The 18492-nt window shown below is 55.1% G+C and carries 18 protein-coding genes; 8 read left to right on the forward strand and 10 right to left on the reverse strand.

Annotation, left to right across the window (positions count from 1 at the left end; genetic code table 11):
* The first annotated feature begins 77 nt into the window (after positions 1 to 77).
* From lolC to cobB, 5 genes are read left to right on the forward strand one after another with little or no spacing between them, the layout of a single operon-like run.
* Entirely contained in the window at positions 78 to 1277 is a 1200-nt protein-coding gene (lolC, locus tag HWQ15_RS16835) for a lipoprotein-releasing ABC transporter permease subunit LolC (RefSeq protein ID WP_017384712.1), read from the forward strand.
* Positions 1270 to 1971 (forward strand): lipoprotein-releasing ABC transporter ATP-binding protein LolD, encoded by a 702-nt coding sequence (gene lolD, locus HWQ15_RS16840; RefSeq protein ID WP_022647757.1) that lies wholly within the window; start codon positions 1270 to 1272, stop codon positions 1969 to 1971. Before lolC ends, lolD begins: the two co-directional genes overlap by 8 nt.
* Positions 1971 to 3215 carry a lipoprotein-releasing ABC transporter permease subunit LolE gene (lolE, locus tag HWQ15_RS16845; protein ID WP_022647758.1) on the forward strand — a complete coding sequence of 415 codons (1245 nt, stop codon included), beginning with the start codon at positions 1971 to 1973 and terminating at the stop codon, positions 3213 to 3215. The genes lolD and lolE overlap by 1 nt, the downstream gene beginning before the upstream one ends.
* Before the next feature lie 54 nt (positions 3216 to 3269).
* The gene (gene nagK, locus HWQ15_RS16850; protein WP_023299807.1) at positions 3270 to 4181 is read left to right on the forward strand and encodes an N-acetylglucosamine kinase; all 912 of its coding nucleotides are present in this window, start codon (positions 3270 to 3272) and stop codon (positions 4179 to 4181) included.
* 14 nt (positions 4182 to 4195) lie between these two features.
* Entirely contained in the window at positions 4196 to 5017 is an 822-nt protein-coding gene (cobB, locus tag HWQ15_RS16855) for a Sir2 family NAD+-dependent deacetylase (RefSeq protein ID WP_022647760.1), read from the forward strand.
* 34 nt (positions 5018 to 5051) lie between these two features.
* Here cobB and potD read toward each other — a convergent pair whose 3' ends face one another.
* Genes potD through potA form a run of 4 tightly spaced genes read right to left on the reverse strand, consistent with a single transcriptional unit; the run spans position 5052 to position 8860 of the window.
* Complete coding sequence (gene potD, locus HWQ15_RS16860; RefSeq protein ID WP_048966194.1) at positions 5052 to 6086, reverse strand: spermidine/putrescine ABC transporter substrate-binding protein PotD; 1035 nt, start codon at positions 6084 to 6086, stop codon at positions 5052 to 5054.
* A 2-nt stretch (positions 6087 to 6088) separates the two neighbouring features.
* Positions 6089 to 6874, reverse strand: coding sequence for a spermidine/putrescine ABC transporter permease PotC (gene potC / locus HWQ15_RS16865; protein WP_063149004.1), 786 nt, complete (start codon positions 6872 to 6874; stop codon positions 6089 to 6091).
* Complete coding sequence (gene potB, locus HWQ15_RS16870; RefSeq protein WP_022647763.1) at positions 6871 to 7728, reverse strand: spermidine/putrescine ABC transporter permease PotB; 858 nt, start codon at positions 7726 to 7728, stop codon at positions 6871 to 6873. Before potB ends, potC begins: the two co-directional genes overlap by 4 nt.
* On the reverse strand, positions 7712 to 8860 hold the full coding sequence (potA, locus tag HWQ15_RS16875; RefSeq protein ID WP_164715803.1) for a spermidine/putrescine ABC transporter ATP-binding protein PotA: 1149 nt from the start codon (positions 8858 to 8860) through the stop codon (positions 7712 to 7714). The genes potB and potA overlap by 17 nt, the downstream gene beginning before the upstream one ends.
* Positions 8861 to 9097: 237 nt before the next feature.
* Between potA and pepT the strand changes: the two genes are divergently transcribed.
* Positions 9098 to 10321 (forward strand): peptidase T, encoded by a 1224-nt coding sequence (pepT, locus tag HWQ15_RS16880; protein WP_032624465.1) that lies wholly within the window; start codon positions 9098 to 9100, stop codon positions 10319 to 10321.
* Between the two features lie 100 nt (positions 10322 to 10421).
* Positions 10422 to 10913: a transposase gene (locus HWQ15_RS16885; protein ID WP_063149003.1), complete on the forward strand. Its 492-nt coding sequence runs from the start codon at positions 10422 to 10424 to the stop codon at positions 10911 to 10913.
* A gap of 92 nt (positions 10914 to 11005) precedes the next feature.
* Here the strand turns inward: HWQ15_RS16885 and HWQ15_RS16890 are convergent, their stop codons facing one another.
* The 3 genes from HWQ15_RS16890 to phoP form a co-directional block, all read right to left on the reverse strand.
* Positions 11006 to 12127, reverse strand: a complete 1122-nt coding sequence (locus tag HWQ15_RS16890; RefSeq protein WP_022647767.1) for a cupin domain-containing protein — start codon at positions 12125 to 12127, stop codon at positions 11006 to 11008.
* Between the two features lie 91 nt (positions 12128 to 12218).
* The gene (phoQ, locus tag HWQ15_RS16895; protein ID WP_022647768.1) at positions 12219 to 13682 is read right to left on the reverse strand and encodes a two-component system sensor histidine kinase PhoQ; all 1464 of its coding nucleotides are present in this window, start codon (positions 13680 to 13682) and stop codon (positions 12219 to 12221) included.
* Complete coding sequence (gene phoP / locus HWQ15_RS16900; RefSeq protein WP_026094318.1) at positions 13683 to 14354, reverse strand: two-component system response regulator PhoP; 672 nt, start codon at positions 14352 to 14354, stop codon at positions 13683 to 13685.
* Between the two features lie 475 nt (positions 14355 to 14829).
* Here phoP and HWQ15_RS16905 point away from each other — a divergent pair, with 475 nt between their 5' ends.
* The gene (locus HWQ15_RS16905) at positions 14830 to 15222 is read left to right on the forward strand and encodes a hypothetical protein (RefSeq protein ID WP_022647769.1); all 393 of its coding nucleotides are present in this window, start codon (positions 14830 to 14832) and stop codon (positions 15220 to 15222) included.
* Between the two features lie 84 nt (positions 15223 to 15306).
* On the opposite strand, the gene purB is transcribed toward HWQ15_RS16905, so the two are convergent.
* The 3 genes from purB to mnmA are packed head-to-tail and all read right to left on the reverse strand — an operon-like array spanning position 15307 to position 18466.
* Positions 15307 to 16677: an adenylosuccinate lyase gene (gene purB / locus HWQ15_RS16910; RefSeq protein WP_023305884.1), complete on the reverse strand. Its 1371-nt coding sequence runs from the start codon at positions 16675 to 16677 to the stop codon at positions 15307 to 15309.
* A 19-nt stretch (positions 16678 to 16696) separates the two neighbouring features.
* On the reverse strand, positions 16697 to 17326 hold the full coding sequence (gene hflD, locus HWQ15_RS16915; protein ID WP_006809213.1) for a high frequency lysogenization protein HflD: 630 nt from the start codon (positions 17324 to 17326) through the stop codon (positions 16697 to 16699).
* A 27-nt stretch (positions 17327 to 17353) separates the two neighbouring features.
* Positions 17354 to 18466: a tRNA 2-thiouridine(34) synthase MnmA gene (gene mnmA / locus HWQ15_RS16920; RefSeq protein WP_058647124.1), complete on the reverse strand. Its 1113-nt coding sequence runs from the start codon at positions 18464 to 18466 to the stop codon at positions 17354 to 17356.
* Positions 18467 to 18492: the final 26 nt, after the last annotated feature.

The raw sequence follows: 18492 nt of genomic DNA on the forward strand, positions 1-18492 counted from the left end.
TTACGGTTTCAGTCATTTACGCTTAGCGGATTCGCTTATATACTCGTGGGTCTGCTATCAGCAAACAGACGGATTTCATGTATCAACCTGTCGCACTCTTCATAGGCTTACGTTACATGCGTGGGCGCGCCGCGGACCGCTTCGGTCGCTTTGTCTCCTGGCTTTCGACTATTGGCATTACGCTTGGCGTGATGGCTCTGGTGACGGTGCTTTCCGTCATGAACGGCTTCGAGCGCGAGCTGCAAAACAATATCCTGGGGCTGATGCCGCAGGCCGTTCTCTCTTCCACTCAGGGCTCCGTTAACCCGCAACAGCTGCCGGAAAGCGCGGTGAAGTTACAGGGTGTCACGCGCGTTGCGCCCCTCACGACGGGCGATGTGGTGCTGCAAAGCGCCCGCAGCGTGGCGGTCGGGGTGATGCTGGGTATCGATCCGGCGCAAAAAGATCCGCTGACGCCGTTCCTGGTCAACGTAAAACAAACCGACCTGGAAGCGGGTAAATACAACGTCATCCTCGGTGAGCAGCTTGCCGGGCAGCTCGGGGTCAACCGTGGCGATCAACTGCGCGTGATGGTGCCCTCAGCCAGTCAGTTTACGCCGATGGGGCGTCTGCCAAGCCAGCGCCTGTTCAACGTGATTGGCACGTTTGCGGCGAACAGCGAAGTCGATGGTTACCAGATGCTGGTTAACATTCAGGACGCCTCGCGTCTGATGCGCTACCCGGCGGGAAATATCACCGGCTGGCGTCTGTGGCTTGATGCGCCGCTGAAGGTGGATACCCTTAGCCAGCAGACGCTACCGGAAGGAACGAAATGGCAGGACTGGCGCGACCGCAAAGGCGAACTGTTCCAGGCCGTGCGCATGGAGAAAAACATGATGGGGCTGCTGCTGAGCCTGATCGTGGCCGTTGCCGCGTTTAATATCATCACCTCGCTCGGGCTGATGGTGATGGAGAAGCAAGGCGAAGTCGCCATTCTGCAAACCCAGGGGCTGACGCCGCGCCAGATCATGGCGGTATTTATGGTTCAGGGCGCCAGCGCTGGCATCATCGGCGCGCTGCTCGGCGCGGCGCTGGGTGCGCTGCTCGCCAGCCAGCTCAACAATCTCATGCCGATTATCGGCGCGCTGCTTGATGGTGCGGCGCTGCCGGTGGCTATCGAGCCGCTCCAGGTGGTCGGTATTGCGCTGGCCGCGATGGCTATTGCGCTGCTCTCTACGCTTTATCCTTCCTGGCGGGCTGCCGCCACTCAACCCGCTGAGGCTTTACGTTATGAATAAGATCCTGTTGCAGTGCGACAACCTGTCCAAACGCTATCAGGAAGGCACTGTGCAGACCGACGTGTTGCACAATGTGAGTTTTAGCGTGGGCGAAGGCGAGATGATGGCGATTGTCGGCAGCTCCGGCTCCGGCAAAAGTACGCTGCTTCACCTGCTGGGCGGGCTGGACACGCCAACCGAAGGCGATGTGATCTTTTCCGGGCAGCCGCTGAGTAAAATGTCGTCTACGGCGAAAGCCGAGCTGCGTAACCGTGAGCTGGGTTTTATCTATCAGTTCCACCATCTGCTGCCGGACTTTACGGCGCTGGAAAACGTCGCAATGCCGCTGCTGATTGGTAAAAAGAAACCCGCAGAAATCAATGCCCGCGCCAGCGACATGCTAAACGCGGTAGGGCTGGGTCATCGCGGGAATCATCGTCCGTCTGAGCTTTCCGGCGGCGAGCGTCAGCGTGTGGCCATCGCCCGTGCGCTGGTCAACAACCCGCGCCTGGTGCTGGCGGATGAACCGACAGGTAACCTCGATGCGCGTAACGCAGACAGCATTTTCCAGCTTCTCGGCGAACTGAACGCCGCGCAGGGAACCGCGTTTCTGGTGGTCACGCACGATTTGCAGCTGGCTAAGCGGATGGGCCGTCAGCTGGAAATGCGCGACGGTCGTCTGAATGCAGAACTGACGCTGATGGGAGCGGAGTAATGGCTTCACCGTTATCGTTACTCATTGGGTTACGCTTTAGCCGCGGTCGTCGCCGGAGCGGGATGGTTTCCCTTATTTCCGTGATCTCCACCATCGGTATCGCCCTGGGCGTGGCGGTTCTAATCGTGGGCTTAAGCGCCATGAATGGCTTTGAGCGCGAACTGAATAACCGCATTCTGGCCGTTGTACCCCACGGTGAAATCGAGCCGGTTAACCAGCCGTGGTCCAGCTGGCGTGATGCCCTTAACAAAGTGGAAAAGGTACCCGGCATTGCGGCGGCTGCACCTTACATCAACTTTACCGGGCTGGTAGAGAGCGGGGTAAACCTGCGCGCCATTCAGGTGAAAGGGGTGAACCCACGTCAGGAGGAGCGTCTGAGCGCGCTGCCTCGCTATGTGCAAAATGGTGCATGGGCAAACTTTAAGGCTGGCGAACAGCAGATCATCATGGGCAAAGGCGTTGCCGATGCACTGAAGGTGAAGCAGGGCGACTGGGTCTCGATCATGATCCCGAACGCCAGCGCTGATCACAAATTGCAGCAGCCTAAGCGCGTGCGTCTGCACGTCACCGGTATTTTGCAGCTGAGCGGCCAGCTCGATCACAGCTTCGCGATGGTGCCGCTGGAAGATGCGCGCCAGTATCTGGATATGAGCGACAGCGTGACGGGCATTGCCATTAAGGTTAACGACGTTTTCAACGCCAATACACTGGTGCGTGACGCTGGCAGCGTGACCAATAACTATGTCTACATCAAAAGCTGGATCGGCACTTACGGGTATATGTACCGTGATATCCAGATGATCCGCGCGATTATGTATCTGGCGATGGTGCTGGTGATTGGCGTGGCGTGCTTTAATATCGTCTCTACGCTGGTCATGGCTGTTAAGGACAAGAGCGGCGACATTGCCGTGCTGCGTACCTTAGGGGCGAAAGACGGTCTTATTCGCGCCATCTTCGTCTGGTACGGTTTGCTGGCGGGGCTGTTTGGTAGCCTCTGCGGCGTGGTCATCGGCGTGGTGGTGTCTCTTCAGCTGACGCCGATTATCAATGGGATTGAGGCGCTTATCGGCCATCAATTCCTGTCAGGCGATATCTATTTTATTGACTTCCTGCCGTCTGAACTGCACTGGCTGGACGTCATTTATGTGCTGGTTACAGCACTTTTACTGAGTCTGCTGGCAAGCTGGTATCCGGCGCGTCGCGCAAGCCGAATTGATCCGGCGAGGGTATTAAGTGGCCAGTAATTTCGTCATGGTTTAGCGGTCTTTTGGCCGCTGAATCAAACAGAGGAATGCATCATGTATTACGGATTTGATATTGGCGGCACCAAGATTGCGCTCGGCGTGTTCGATAAAGACCTTAAGCTACAATGGGAAACCCGCGTGCCTACGCCGCGCGATAGCTACGATGAATTTTTAACCGCCATTGCCGCGCTGGTGGCGCAGGCGGATGAACGCTTTGGCGTCAAAGGCAGCGTCGGCATTGGTATACCGGGTATGCCCGAAACCGACGACGGCACGCTGTATGCCGCCAACGTTCCTGCTGCAAGCGGCAAACCCCTGCGTGCCGATCTTTCTGCTCTCCTTGAGCGCGACGTGCGCTTAGACAACGATGCCAACTGTTTTGCTCTCTCAGAGGCCTGGGACGACGAGTTTCGTCGCTATCCGTTGGTGATGGGGCTGATCCTCGGAACGGGCGTCGGTGGCGGGATTGTCATTAACGGCAAGCCCATTACAGGGCGCAGCTACATTACCGGAGAATTTGGTCATATCCGTCTGCCGGTGGATGCGCTGGACGTCGTTGGTCGTGATTTCCCGCTTACCCGCTGCGGCTGTGGTCAGCACGGCTGCATTGAGAGTTACCTTTCAGGGCGCGGGTTTGCATGGCTTTATGAACACTTCTATCATCAGAAACTTGAGGCCCCTCAAATCATTACGCTGTGGGAGCAGGGAGACGCGCAGGCGCGTGAGCACGTTGAGCGCTATCTTGATTTGCTGGCGGTGTGTCTGGGGAATATCCTGACCATCGTCGACCCGGATCTGCTGGTGATCGGGGGAGGGCTGTCAAATTTCACTGCGATTACGGAACAGCTGTCCGGGCGTTTGCCCCGACATTTATTGCCGGTCGCCCGCGTGCCGCGCATTGAGCGTGCGCGACACGGGGACGCAGGAGGCATGCGCGGAGCCGCATTCCTTCATCTCACCGATTAGTTTACGAGGTTACTATGCTGTCGCGTCGCCAGGGTCGACTCAGCCGTTTTCGCAAAAATAAACGCCGCTTACGTGAACGCCTGCGTCAGCGGATCTTTTTCAGAGACAGGATGATGCCAGAAGCGATGGATAAACCCAGAGTGGTGGTGTTGACCGGGGCGGGGATCTCCGCCGAATCCGGTATTCAGACCTTCCGCGCGGCGGACGGGCTGTGGGAAGAACACCGAGTAGAAGATGTGGCGACGCCGGAAGGTTTCGCCCGCGATCCGGCGCTGGTTCAGGCGTTTTACAACGCCCGCCGTCGCCAGCTTCAGCAGCCGGAGATTGCGCCAAACGCGGCGCACCTGGCGCTGGCAAAGCTGGAGGAGGCGCTGGGGGATCGTTTTCTGCTGGTGACGCAAAACATCGACAATCTTCATGAAAGAGCCGGAAACCACAACATCATTCACATGCACGGCGAACTGCTCAAGGTGCGGTGTGCATGGAGTGGGCAGGTGCTGGAGTGGAAAGAGGACGTGCTGGACGAAGACCGCTGCCACTGCTGTCAGTTCCCTTCGCGTCTGCGTCCCCATGTGGTCTGGTTTGGCGAAATGCCGCTGGGAATGGATGAGATCTACAGCGCCCTGGCCATGGCGGACGTCTTTATCGCCATTGGTACCTCAGGACATGTCTATCCGGCGGCGGGGTTTGTTCACGAAGCGCGACTGCAAGGTGCCCATACGGTGGAGCTTAATCTGGAGCCAAGCCAGGTCGGGAGTGAGTTTGAAGAGAAGCATTACGGTCTGGCCAGCGAGGTGGTGCCAGCCTTTGTGGATAAACTCCTGAAGGGGCTGTAAGGGTAACGGGCGACCTTGCGTCGCCCGTTGTGCATTAACGGCCTGCTTTTAGCTTCTGATAATACTCTTCATACAGGCGGCTCGCGTCACCGACGTCGTTCTGCCATTCCCCTTTGCTGATGGTTTCAGCGTCCGGATAAAGCGATTTATCATTCGCCACTTCAGGACTTAACAGCTTCCGCGCGGCCAGGTTTGGTGTCGGGTAACCAATAGTTTCCGCCACCTGTTTTGCCACATCCGGGCGCAGCAGGAAGTTAATCAGCTTCAGGGCGCCATCGACGTTTTTCGCATTAGCCGGGATCGCGAGGCTGTCCATCCAGAAGATGCCGCCCTCTTTCGGCCAGACCACCTCCAGTGGCGTACCGGCCTGACGCGCCACAAACGCAGAGCCGTTCCAGACCATCCCCAGATTCACTTCACCTTCCATATACGGATTAGCCGGGTTATCCGAGTTGAACGCCGCCACGTTTGGCATCAGCTTTTTCAGTTCGTTATACGCCGCTTCGATCTCTTTCGGATTGGTGGTGTTGCCGGAGTAGCCGAGTTTACGCAGCGCAATCTGGAACACTTCGCGCGCATCATCGGTTAACAGCAGGCTGCTTTTGTATTCCGGTTTCCACAGGTCAGCCCAGGATGAAACCGTTTTTGGATCAACGGCATCGCTGTTGACGCCAATTGCCGTCGCGCCCCAGATGTACGGAATGGAATAATCGTTGTTCGGGTCGAATGGCTTGTTTAGCATCTCAGGATCGAGGTTTGAAAAATTGGTTAGCTTCGTTTTATCGATCTTCTGGATCATGCCTTCTTTGCGCATCTTGTCGACGAAATAGGTCGACGGCACCACCAGGTCATACGCGCCATCTTTATAGGTTTTGAGCTTGGCGTACATGGTTTCATTCGACTCGTAGGTCGAATAGATCACCTTGATGCCCGTCTCTTTGGTGAACTGCTCCAGCAGGCCCGGCGGCACATACTCGGTCCAGTTGTAGAAATAGAGCGTTTTGCTGTCATCAGCATGCGCGGCACCCATTCCGAGCACCAGTGCCGCAGCGGCAAGCATTTTTTTCATTTCTATGTCCCCTGAGATTTTGTTTTATCACGAGCAATAACCTGGCTGGCAATCACCAGAACCAGCGATAACACCAACAGAATAGTCGCCAGCGCGTTCACTTCGGGTGAAACACCGACTTTCACCATTGAGTAGATCTTCAACGGCAGAATTTCGTAGCTCGGCCCGGTGACGAAGGAGGACACGACCACGTCGTCCATCGACAGGGTAAAGCTGAGCAGCCATCCGGCTGCCACGGCAGGCATCGCCAGCGGCAGGATGATTTTGCGCAGAATAGTCATCTCGCTGGCACCCAGATCTTTCGCCGCTTCCAGCATGCGTACGTCGAACCCTTTCAGTCGCGCGTAGACGGTTACCACCACAAACGGCAGGCAGAAGGTGATATGTGAAAACAGCAGCGACCAGAAACCGAGCTGGACGCCCAGCAGCATAAACAGCACCAGCAGTGAAATGGCCATCACGATGTCCGGGGACATCATCACCACAAACAGCATACCGCTGACGAACGGCTTACCGCGAAAACGGTAGCGGTACAGCGCCACGGCGGTCAGCGAGCCAATCAGCGTCGCGAAGGTGGCAGAGAATACCGCCATCGTCAGCGAGTGCTGTGCGGCCTGTAGCAAGCTGTCATTGTTCATCAGCAGGCCATACCATTTGGTGGTAAACCCTTGCCAGTTGATCCCGAAGCGTGAACTGTTAAAGGAGTTCACGATCAAAATGATTATCGGAATATAAAGATACGCATAAATGGCGGTCATAAAACCGCCGCGAAGCAGTCGACCGATCATTCCAGCTCCACCTTCTTGTTCAGCAGGCGTGAGGCACGCCAGTAAACCAGCAGCATCAGCCCCATTACCACCGTCAGCGTAATGCTGGTGGCCGAGCCGAACGGCCAGTCGCGGATGTTCAGGAACTGGCTCTTGATCACGTTGCCGATCAGCAGGTTTTTCGCCCCGCCCATCAGGTCCGACACGTAGAACAGGCCCATCGCAGGCAGCATGACCAGCAGACATCCGGCAATAATGCCCGGCATGGTCAGCGGGATAATGATGCGGATAAAGGTTTGCAGCTTGCTGGCCCCCAGGTCTCTCGCGGCTTCCAGAAGTGGTTTATCAAGCTTTTCAATGCTTGAGTAAAGCGGCATCACCATAAACGGCAGCAGGATATAGACCAGGCCGACGATCACCGCGCTCGGAGTGAACATAATGCGGATCGGCGTATCAATAACCCCAAGCCACAGCAGAAACTCGTTCAGATAACCTTTGGTGCTGAGGAAGATTTTCAGCCCGTAGATGCGGATCAACGAGTTGGTCCAGAATGGCACAATCAGTAAAAACAGCAGCAGCGGACGCACTTTTTGCGGCAGGCGAGCCAGGAACCACGCGAACGGATACCCCAGCACCAGACAGGCAACGGTGGCAATCAGCGCCATATTGAGCGAGTGCAGCAGCACGTCAAAGTAGAGCGGATCGAGCAGGCGTGCGTAGTTGTCCAGCGTAAAGACCATCGCGACGAAGTTCGCGTCGTCGCGGGTCAGGAAGCTGGTTACGATGATCATCAGGTTGGGAAGAAAGACAAACAACACAAGCCAACCGACGATCGTGGCAATCACCACATTCTGGAACTTACTTGTGTTCTTCATCAGCCAGTACAACCTCCCAGCTTTCTACCCAGTTGATTACCATCTTCTGATCCAGCGAGTGGTCGAAGTCCGGATCGTCCTCGTTGAAGAACTCACTAACCATCACCATTTTGCCGTTTTCCAGTTCCACAACGGATTCGAGGGTCATCCCTTTGTAGTTGCGTTCGCGAACGTAACCGATCAGACCTTCGGCGTCAGCCGTGTCGTGGATCTCATCGACGCGAAGATCTTCCGGGCGCAGCAGAACGTTGAGCCTTTGTCCCTTTTCCACGGCAAAGTTCACCGTGATGTTGCATTCGCGGCCTTCCACGTTGGCGAGCACGCGCTGCTCGTCCAGACGCTCAATCACCGTGGCGTTGAAAATATTGATTTCGCCAATGAAGCTGGCGACGAACAGGTTTTTCGGCTCCTCGTAAATTTCACGCGGCGTGCCGTCCTGCTCAATCTTGCCCTCACGCATCACCACGATACGGTCTGACATAGTCAGGGCTTCTTCCTGATCGTGAGTGACAAACACGAACGTGATGCCGAGCTTACGCTGAAGCGCTTTCAGCTCGTTCTGCATCTGCTTGCGCAGCTTGTAGTCCAGCGCGGAGAGGGATTCATCCAGCAGGAGCAGGCGTGGTTTGTTGACCACGGCGCGGGCAATAGCCACACGCTGCTGCTGACCACCAGAAAGTTGATGCGGCTTGCGCTGGGCGAATGCCTCCAGCTGCACCATGCGCAGGGCTTCGGTAACGCGCGGCGGGATCTCGCTGGCGGGTGTTTTTTGCATCCGCAGGCCAAACGCCACGTTCTCAAACACGGTCATGTGCGGGAACAGGGCATAGCTCTGAAAGACGGTATTGACGTGGCGATCTTCGGCAGGGACCTGGGTAATGTCCTGGTTCTCAAGATGGATATGGCCGTTATCGACGCTTTCCAGCCCGGCAATAAGGCGCAGGACGGTGGTTTTGCCGCAGCCGGAGGGGCCAAGCAGCGTGAGAAACTCACCGTCATTGATGGTCAGATTAAGATCGGAAATGACATCTTTGCCATCGAAACTTTTACGAATTCGTTCCAGTTGCACCAGCGGTGAAAGGGAACGGGGTTGTGTATTCAATTTTCGCGCTGTCCCATATAGACGCCTCAGGCAGCAGACTGAAGCGGGGTTTGTGTGTAACCACCTTGGTGACTCGTAATGAGGGCGGACATTCTACGGCAAACCCATTGAATCGCCAATCCTTCTCACTTATTCATAAGCTACATTTATTAACGCAGAACGATATAAACGTAAAAAGTTCTCGTTTGCGGGATAAAAGTGACCTGACGCAATATTTGCGTTTTGCTGCTTAATGATAATGTTGTCACAAAAAGTGAGGGTGACTGCATGGATAAACTACTTGAGCGTTTCTTACATTACGTTTCGCTGGATACCCAATCTAAGCCGGGGGTCCGACAGGTGCCAAGCACCGAAGGCCAGTGGAAGCTGCTAAATCTGCTGAAAGAGCAGCTGGAGGCCATGGGGCTGGTTGATGTCACGCTCAGTGAAAAAGGGACCGTGATGGGAACGCTGCCGGCCAACGTTGAGGGAGATATCCCGGCGATTGGCTTTATTTCTCATGTCGATACCTCACCTGATTTTAGCGGTAAACACGTTAATCCGCAGATTGTTGAAAACTACCGCGGCGGAGATATTGCGCTGGGCATTGGCGACGAAGTGCTGTCGCCGGTGATGTTCCCGGTACTGCATCAGCTGCTGGGGCAGACGTTAATCACCACCGACGGCAAAACCTTGCTGGGGGCCGATGACAAAGCGGGTATCGCCGAGATCATGACGGCGCTGGCGGTGCTGAAGGGCAAAAATATCCCACATGGCGATATCCGCGTGGCCTTCACGCCGGATGAAGAGGTAGGAAAAGGCGCGAAACATTTTGACGTTGAGGCGTTTAACGCTCAGTGGGCCTACACCGTCGACGGTGGCGGCGTGGGTGAACTTGAGTATGAAAACTTTAACGCGGCATCGGTGACGATCAAAATCGTCGGGAATAACGTGCACCCGGGCTCTGCGAAAGGGGTGATGGTGAATGCGCTGTCGCTGGCTGCGCGTATTCATGCGGAAGTTCCTGCCGAAGAGAGCCCGGAGATGACGGAAGGGTATGAGGGTTTTTATCATCTGACCAGCATCAAGGGGAACGTGGACAGCGCCCAGATGCACTATATCGTCCGCGATTTTGACCGCAAAGCCTTTGAAGCGCGCAAGCGTAAAATGATGGAGATCGCGAAAAAGGTCGGCAAGGGGCTGCATCCGGATTGCTATATTGAGCTCATCATCGAAGACAGCTATTACAATATGCGCGAGAAGGTGATGGAGCATCCGCACATTCTTGATATCGCCCAGCAGGCGATGCGCGATTGTGATATCGAGCCGGTGATGAAACCGATCCGTGGTGGAACCGATGGTTCGCAGCTGTCATTTATGGGCCTGCCGTGCCCGAACCTGTTTACCGGTGGATATAACTACCACGGCAAGCATGAGTTCGTGACGCTGGAAGGGATGGAAAAAGCGGTGCAGGTGATTGTGCGGATAGCAGAGTTAACCGCGAAGCGGTAAGAAAAAGCCCGGTGGCGCTGCGCTTACCGGGCCTACAGTAAAGGCTTTTGTAGGCCGGGTAAGGCGTAGCCGCCACCCGGCACATGAACAGGGAGTTCAAATGTCAAACTACCGCCGCCACTACATCCCCGGTGGGACCTGGTTTTTCACCGTCAATCTGCAAAACCGCCAGAGCGATTTACTTACCCGCCACATCGACAGCCTGCGTTTCGCTACCGCCACGGTTAAGCATGCGAAGCCCTTCACCATTAACGCCTGGGTTATCCTGCCTGAACATATGCACTGTATCTGGACCTTACCGGAAGGGGACAGTGACTTTTCAGCGCGCTGGCGCGACATCAAAAAAATGTTTAGCCGCAACATTGAGATGCGCCACGTCTGGCAGCCGCGTTTCTGGGAGCACACTATTCGCAATGAACAGGATTACCGGCGGCATATGGATTACGTCTACATCAATCCGCTGAAGCATGGCTATGTCGGGAAAGTCGTCGACTGGCCCTATTCAACGTTTCATCGGGACGTGCGGGAGGGGTTATATCCGGCAGACTGGGCGGGTGAGATTGAGGATTTTGCGGCGGGGGAGCGGAATTAAAAAAAGCCCGGTGGCGCATCGCTTACCGGGCCTACGGGAACGGCTTTTGTAGGCCGGGTAAGGCGTAGCCGCCACCCGGCAAACATCATGACTCAGTCCTCAAAAAACCAGTACCCGCTGTTCACCAGCGCGGCCAGCATGGCGAGGAAGGAGGGATCGTCCAGCGCGTCGCCAAAGGTATCCGCAGACAGCACCATATGGCTGGCAATCGCTTCCAGTGCCGGACGGTGTGGAGAGTCCAGGCGCTCGCCGTTGACGAATACCTCTTCGCCAATGCGTAGTACGCGTAATCCGCCCAGACGAACCAGCTTATCGCCCTGCTGGAGGGCATCATAAATTTCATCTGCCTGATACGGCGGCTCTGGCGGTGCGACGTCCAGTTCGTGACGCGACTGGCTGATAAACTCGCCAAACCACTGTCTGAAGTGCTCCGGTTCGTTGATCAGATCCAGCATCATACCGCGCAGCTTATCCAGCTCCTCTGGCAGAATATCGGCCGGGTGCTCACGCGCCGGAACATCCGGATCGCTGTAACGATGGCTGCCCAGCTCGCGCTGTAAAACATAGTCAGCGAATCCGCTGATCATCTCGCGGCCGCTTGGCGCGCGGAAACCAACCGAATAGTTTAGCGAGTTTTCCAGGGAATAACCTTCATGCGGGAAGCCTGGCGGGATATACAGAATGTCGCCTGGCTCCAGCTCTTCATCAATGATCCCTTCAAACGGATCAACCTGAAGCAGATCCGGGTGCGGGCAGTGCTGCTTCATTGGCACTTTTTCGCCCACTCGCCAGCGACGGCGACCGGTACCCTGAATGATAAACACGTCGTACTGATCAAGATGCGGACCCACGCCGCCACCGGGAACAGAGAAGGAGATCATCAGATCGTCCATTCGCCAGTCTGGGAGGGCGCGGAAGGGACGCATCAAGGCTGCGGTGGGTTCGTGCCAGTTGTTGACCGCCTGCACCAGTAAAGACCAGTTGCTTTCGCCCAGGTGATCGTAGCTTTCAAAGGGACCGTGGCTGACCTGCCATTTCCCGTCCTGATGGCTCACCAGACGGCTGTCTACCTCGTTTTCCATCGCCAGACCAGCGAGTTCGTCAGGAGAAATAGGGTCGATAAAATTGCTGATCCCGCGTTTAAGAACGACCGGGCGTTTTTGCCAGTAACGTTCAATAAATTCGGGCCAGTTAAGCGTTAATTGATAATCCATATTTTTGTATTCCGCAGGCTCTTACTGAGACGGATTATAACGGAAGCACCGACCCCTGGCTGCGAGATCCGCGTATTTTTCACATTTCGGGTTAACTATCGTTCAATACGGGCTGTTGGCGGCCAAAAATGACTTCCATACGGGCACCGCCCAGCAGACTTTCGCCGGTTTCAATCTTGCCCTCGTACTGATCGACAATTTCCCGGGCGACGGATAATCCGACACCCTGGCCCGGGCGCAGCGTATCGGCGCGCTGACCGCGATCGAATACCACTTCGCGTTTATTATGGGGAATGCCAGGACCATCATCCTCAACGATAATATGCAGTTCGTTATCCGTTACGCGCGCGGACACCTCGACAAACTCCAGACAATATTTGCAGGCGTTATCGAGCAGATTACCCATCACTTCCATAAAGTCATTCTTCTCGCCAACAAAGCTTATTTCCGGTGAGATATCCAGACTGATGTTTACCCCTTTACGCTGGTAAACCTTGTTCAGCGCAGAGGTGAGGTTATCCAGCAGCGGGGCTACCGGGTGCAGTTCACGGCTCAATAAGGCGCTTCCGGAACGCATGCTCGCGCGGTGCAGATAATAACCAATCTGCTGTGAAATACGGCTGATTTGCTCCAGCATTACCGGCTCGGCGTCATCCACGCTCATTTTCGAACTGCGCATTGAACGCAGTGTACTTTGCATCACTGCCAGCGGGGTTTTCAGGCTGTGCGTAAGATCGGTGAGCGTCGTGCGATACTTGTCGTAACGTTCACGTTCGCTTTTCAGCAGGCGGTTGAGGTTGCGCACCAGGCTGGTCAGTTCGCGCGTAGTTTCAGGGTTAAGCTTCTCGCGGTGATGTTCCTCCAGCTCGCGCACCTCTTTGGCAAGGGATTCAATCGGGCGGAGGCTCCACCAAGCAGCAACCCACAGGAGAGGGATCACCAGCAGCAGGTTGGCAGCCAGAACGTACACGAACCAGTTCCAGACCATATACGAACGTTTTAGCTCAACCGGTATCGTATCGATCACTACAATGGTCAGCTGCGGCATGTTCAGAGTGGCGGGATACAGGTTGATGGCCACCGAGTGGGTCATCTCCGTGTCGTCATCTTCAGCGCGGATCTCATTGAGCTTGTTCTGTAACGCCCGATCGTCACGCAGCAGGATGCTGGTAGAGTTGAGGTCGGCTTCTATTTCGTGAAAACCATTGGTTTTAAGCCATTCCGGACGGATGCGCTTTTTCAGCCAGGGGACGTCGCGCTGCGCCCACAGCAATTTTCCTTTTTCATCGTAAATAAGTGCCAGCGTTGGGCTCTGCTGGTTCAGGTTTTCCGGCATCTCGACGGTGATTTGGTTGTTCTCCCATTTCGCCAGGGTATAGAACAGATTACTTTCGCCGCGAAGCAGGCGGAAGGTGGTTTTATCGAAGCTTACGCTGTACCCGACCAACGCCACCATTCCGTAAGAGAGGGACAGCACGAGCACGACGGCGGCGGTTGCCAGCAGAAAGCGAACCCGCAGTGAAAGGGGTAAAATGTGGCGCAAAATCCCTTTCATTTAGCGTAATTCGAACAGGTAGCCCTGACCACGCACGGTGGTAATCACGTCGTGCGGGTACTGTGCCTGAATTTTTTTGCGCAGGCGGCCCATCAGCACGTCAATGGTGTGGCTTTCGCGCAGTTCGGCATCCGGATAAAGCTGAAGCATCAGGGAATCTTTGCTCACCACTTTACCGTTGTTACGGATCAGCGTTTCCATGATGGTGTATTCGAATGCGGTCAGCTTGATTACTTCATCATTTATTGAAAATTCGCGGCGGGAGAGATCCACCTGGAACGGCGGCAGAGAGATCACCTGTGACGCCAGCCCGCTGTTGCGGCGCAGCAGCGCCTGCATACGCGCGGCGACTTCTTCAATATGGAAGGGTTTGGTCACGTAGTCATCTGCGCCTGCGCTCAACACTTCAACCTTGTCCTGCCAGCCTTCGCGAGCAGTCAGCACCAGTACCGGCAGGGAAACGTCATGGCTACGCCAGCGGCGGATAAGAGATAATCCGTCTTCATCCGGCAGCCCTAAATCGACAATGGCGATGTCCGGCAGGTGTTCATTGAGATAATAATCGGCCTCTTTTGCGTCTTCAGCATCGTCCACCTGATGACCCATCTCCTGAAGTTGAACTTTCAGGTGATGACGTAGCAATGCGTTATCCTCAACAACCAGTACGCGCATCATCATTTCTCCCTTTATAAATGGTATGAATAGTTTAACGCTGATTATCCAGGTTGACACCAGCGTTATGAAATTAAATGATTTTTTTCATGCTTCCGAAGACAGGTGGCATTACGCCAGGCATCTGATTATTAAGTATGTTGACCTGATCCTGTTTCATATCGCCCACCCACCTCACATAAGCCTCATACGCCCCCAGAAGGCGCGGGTAATATAAACTGACTTGTTTTCGCACGCTTCCGCAATCCGGATAAAACATCCATCCGTTTATGAACGGTTGAAGGCGAGTCGCTTTTTTGACAGAACGGGCACGCCAGTTTTGTAAAGATTGCCCTTTTTTTTGTAAGGATGTTCTCACTATGTCTGTCTTTGTCTACGCTTATTTTATGGTGCGAAATTAGATTTGCATAAGATGTGCCAGAAAATCAGCATTTTTACACAACAAAACAGCAATATAGCGAGTAAAGAGGATTCTATGGAATGGAAGGTTGTTGAGACTATTGCGAGCCCGGAAAGTGGAACCATCTTTTGCAAAGTTGAAACACAATATGGCCTGAATTATATCCTTTGGCTAAAAGGGGATTATTACGTTCGTGCCGGTGAAATCATCACCACCTCAAACCAGGGTATCCTGATTAACGATCGGCGGCGTAGGGTATGGATAGCGCAGGCAATGCCCTATACATCAATAGGCTGGATGGGGTTCAAACAGAAAAACGCGTGTCCAGGTAACCGGCAGGAGATGGATCGTCCATGCACGGTTGAGACCCCGTGCCAGTTCAGGCTGTGCCCGTTCGGCTTAAAACGATATATTCCGGAAAGTTATTCCACGGCGAAAAATAACAACCAGCCTGACAACAGGTTGTAATCCCGGCAGAGCCTGTAACGGGGTGTGAACGTCGACACGATGATGAAAAGCAGCCCCCTTTCCGGGTGGAAAGGGGGAGGGAGATTACTTCAGCTCGTCAACCATGGTAATGGCGCGGCCAATATAGTTTGCCGGGGTCATCTCTTTCAGGCGCGCTTTTTCTTCTTCGGGCAGCGCCAGACCATCGATAAACTGTTTCATACCCTCAGCATCAACGCGTTTACCGCGGGTCAGCTCTTTGAGTTTCTCGTACGGTTTTTCGATGCCATAACGACGCATCACGGTCTGAATCGGCTCCGCCAGCACTTCCCAGTTGTGATCCAGCTCGTCCAGCAGACGGTCGCGGTTCACCTCCAGCTTGCTCACACCCTTCAGGGTGGACTGGTAGGCGATCAGCGCGTAGCCAATACCCACGCCCAGGTTACGCAGCACCGTGGAGTCAGTCAGGTCGCGCTGCCAGCGGGATACCGGCAGCTTACTCGCCATATGCTGCAACACGGCATTCGCCAGGCCCAGATTACCTTCGGAGTTTTCGAAGTCGATTGGGTTCACTTTGTGCGGCATGGTGGACGAACCGATTTCCCCGGCGATGGTCTTCTGCTTGAAGTGGTTCAGGGCGATGTAGCCCCAGACGTCACGATCGAAGTCGATCAGGATGGTGTTGAAGCGCGCAATGCAGTCAAACAGCTCAGCGATGTAGTCGTGCGGCTCAATCTGGGTGGTGTACGGGTTCCACTGGATCCCCAGAGACGTCACGAACTCTTCACTGAACTGGTGCCAGTCCACTTCCGGGTACGCCGCAATGTGGGCGTTGTAGTTACCCACCGCGCCGTTGATTTTGCCGAGGATCTCAACCTGCTCCAGCTGACGATACTGGCGTTCCATGCGGTACGCCACGTTTGCCATCTCTTTACCCATGGTGGATGGGGTTGCTGGCTGGCCATGAGTACGGGACAACAGCGGAATATCGCGGTACTCCACGGACAGCGCTTTCACCGCATCGATGATTTTACGCCAGTAAGGGAGTACCACCTCTTTGCGTGCGGTAGAGAGCATCAGCGCGTGAGACAGGTTGTTAATATCTTCAGAGGTACAGGCGAAGTGAATAAATTCAGATACCGCGTGCAGGGCAGGGACGCTTGCCACTTTCTCTTTCAGGAAGTATTCAACCGCTTTCACGTCGTGGTTGGTGGTGCGTTCGATGGTTTTAATACGCGCGGCATCTTCTTCGCTGAACTCAGCAACGATTTTATCAAGGTAATCGTTTGCCTTAGCATCAAAAGCAGGAACTTCCTTGATTGCTGTCTGGGCGGCCAGCTTTTGCAGCCAGCGCACTTCAACCTGAACACGGAACTTCAGCAGGCCATATTCGCTGAAGATCCCGCGCAGCGCGCTGACTTTATCGCCGTAGCGTCCATCGACAGGGGATACGGCGGTCAGTGAGGATAATTCCATAATTCGCAACTCCGGGAGGTTAACAATGAGCAAGAATTTGTTTTGCCTGAGTCGTCAGGCGATGACGAGAAAACATGAGCTGTAGGCGGCCACCGCCGACCTGTTGCCACAGCACGGCGGCACGGATGCCTGCCAGCAGCGAAGCGCGTACCTTCGCCTGTACCTGTGGGCTTTGCAATACGGCAGGCGAACCGGTGACCTGAATACGCGGGCCGAGCGGGCTAATTACGTCGACGTAGATACCGGCCATCGCGCTCAGCAGGGTCTCAGACTGGAGGTCAAAGTGGTCGAGCTGGCGCTGTAGCCCGGCGATGCGATCGCCCAGGGTATTCATTGCGCCTTTCGCAGCGTTCAGCTTACGTTCCAGCACCATCAGGCTTAAGGTGTAGCGGGTCAGTTCCGCGTTCAACCCCTGACGGTTGCTGGCGTTGAGCACGCCGAGCAGGGTTTCAAGACCGAGACGAAGATTGGTTTCACTGCCGCCAAAGACGCCCAGCGTGGAGCCTGGGTTAAGATCGATAACGCTGTTGAGTGAAACGTGCAGGGCATCAGCATCGCAATGACCCTGATGCGCCAGCTGTTGCACCAGACGGGCTGACTGGCAAATTCCCGCCAGCGCCAGGGTGATGTCGTAATAGTTCTTCGCCACTCGGTCTCCTTTATGTGTGCAAACGGTTTAAACAGCAGGCAGCGGCAGGCGCTGTTCAATGATCCCACCGCCGAGGCAAATTTCGCCGCTGTAGAAAACAGCAGACTGGCCAGGGGTAACGGCGGAAACCGGCTCGTCGAAACGCACGTCAATGCGATCGTCATCCAGTGGGGTGACGGTGCAAGGGATGTCGGTCTGGCGGTAGCGCGTTTTCACGGTGCAGCGCAGCGTGCCTTTCAGCGGCTCGCGATCGACCCAGTGCAGCTGTTGCGCGATAAGTCCAACGGACATCAGGCGCGGATGGTCGTGACCCTGAGCCACCACCAGAATATTGTTTTCGACATCTTTGTCGACCACGTACCACGGATCTTCGCTGCCCTCTTTGGTGCCGCCGATACCCAGACCTTTACGCTGGCCGAGAGTGTGGTACATCAGCCCCTGGTGCTGACCAATCTCATCACCGTCAACGGTGACGATTTTGCCCGGCTGTGCAGGCAGGTAGCGCCCCAGGAACTCGCGGAATTTACGCTCGCCGATAAAACAGATACCGGTGGAGTCTTTTTTCTTCGCGGTGATCAGATCCAAATCTTCAGCAATCTTACGCACTTCCGGCTTTTCCAGCTCGCCGACCGGGAACAGACTTTGGGCAATCTGTTCATGGCTCAGTGTGTAGAGGAAGTAGCTCTGATCTTTATTGCCATCCAGACCGCGCAGCAGCTGGCTTTTACCATTCACATCCGCGCGACGCACGTAGTGGCCGGTCGCAATGTAGTCTGCGCCCAGATCTTCCGCGGCGAATTCCAGGAAGGCTTTGAATTTGATCTCTTTGTTACACAGGATATCCGGGTTTGGCGTGCGGCCCGCTTTGTACTCTTCGAGGAAGAGTTCAAAAACGTTGTCCCAGTATTCTGCGGCAAAGTTAACGGTGTGCAGTTCGATGCCGAGCTTATCGCACACGGCCTGCGCATCGGCGAGATCCGCAGCGGCAGTGCAGTATTCCTCGCCATCGTCTTCCTCCCAGTTCTTCATGAACAGGCCCTCCACCTTATAGCCCTGTTGCTGCAACAGGTAGGCGGAAACGGAGGAATCGACACCGCCGGACATGCCGACGATCACTTTTTTCTGGCTGTTATCTGACATGGAATACTCACGACATTGAACTTCAA

This window comes from Enterobacter sp. DSM 30060 (genome assembly GCF_013375955.1).
GTDB lineage: Bacteria > Pseudomonadota > Gammaproteobacteria > Enterobacterales > Enterobacteriaceae > Enterobacter > Enterobacter intestinihominis.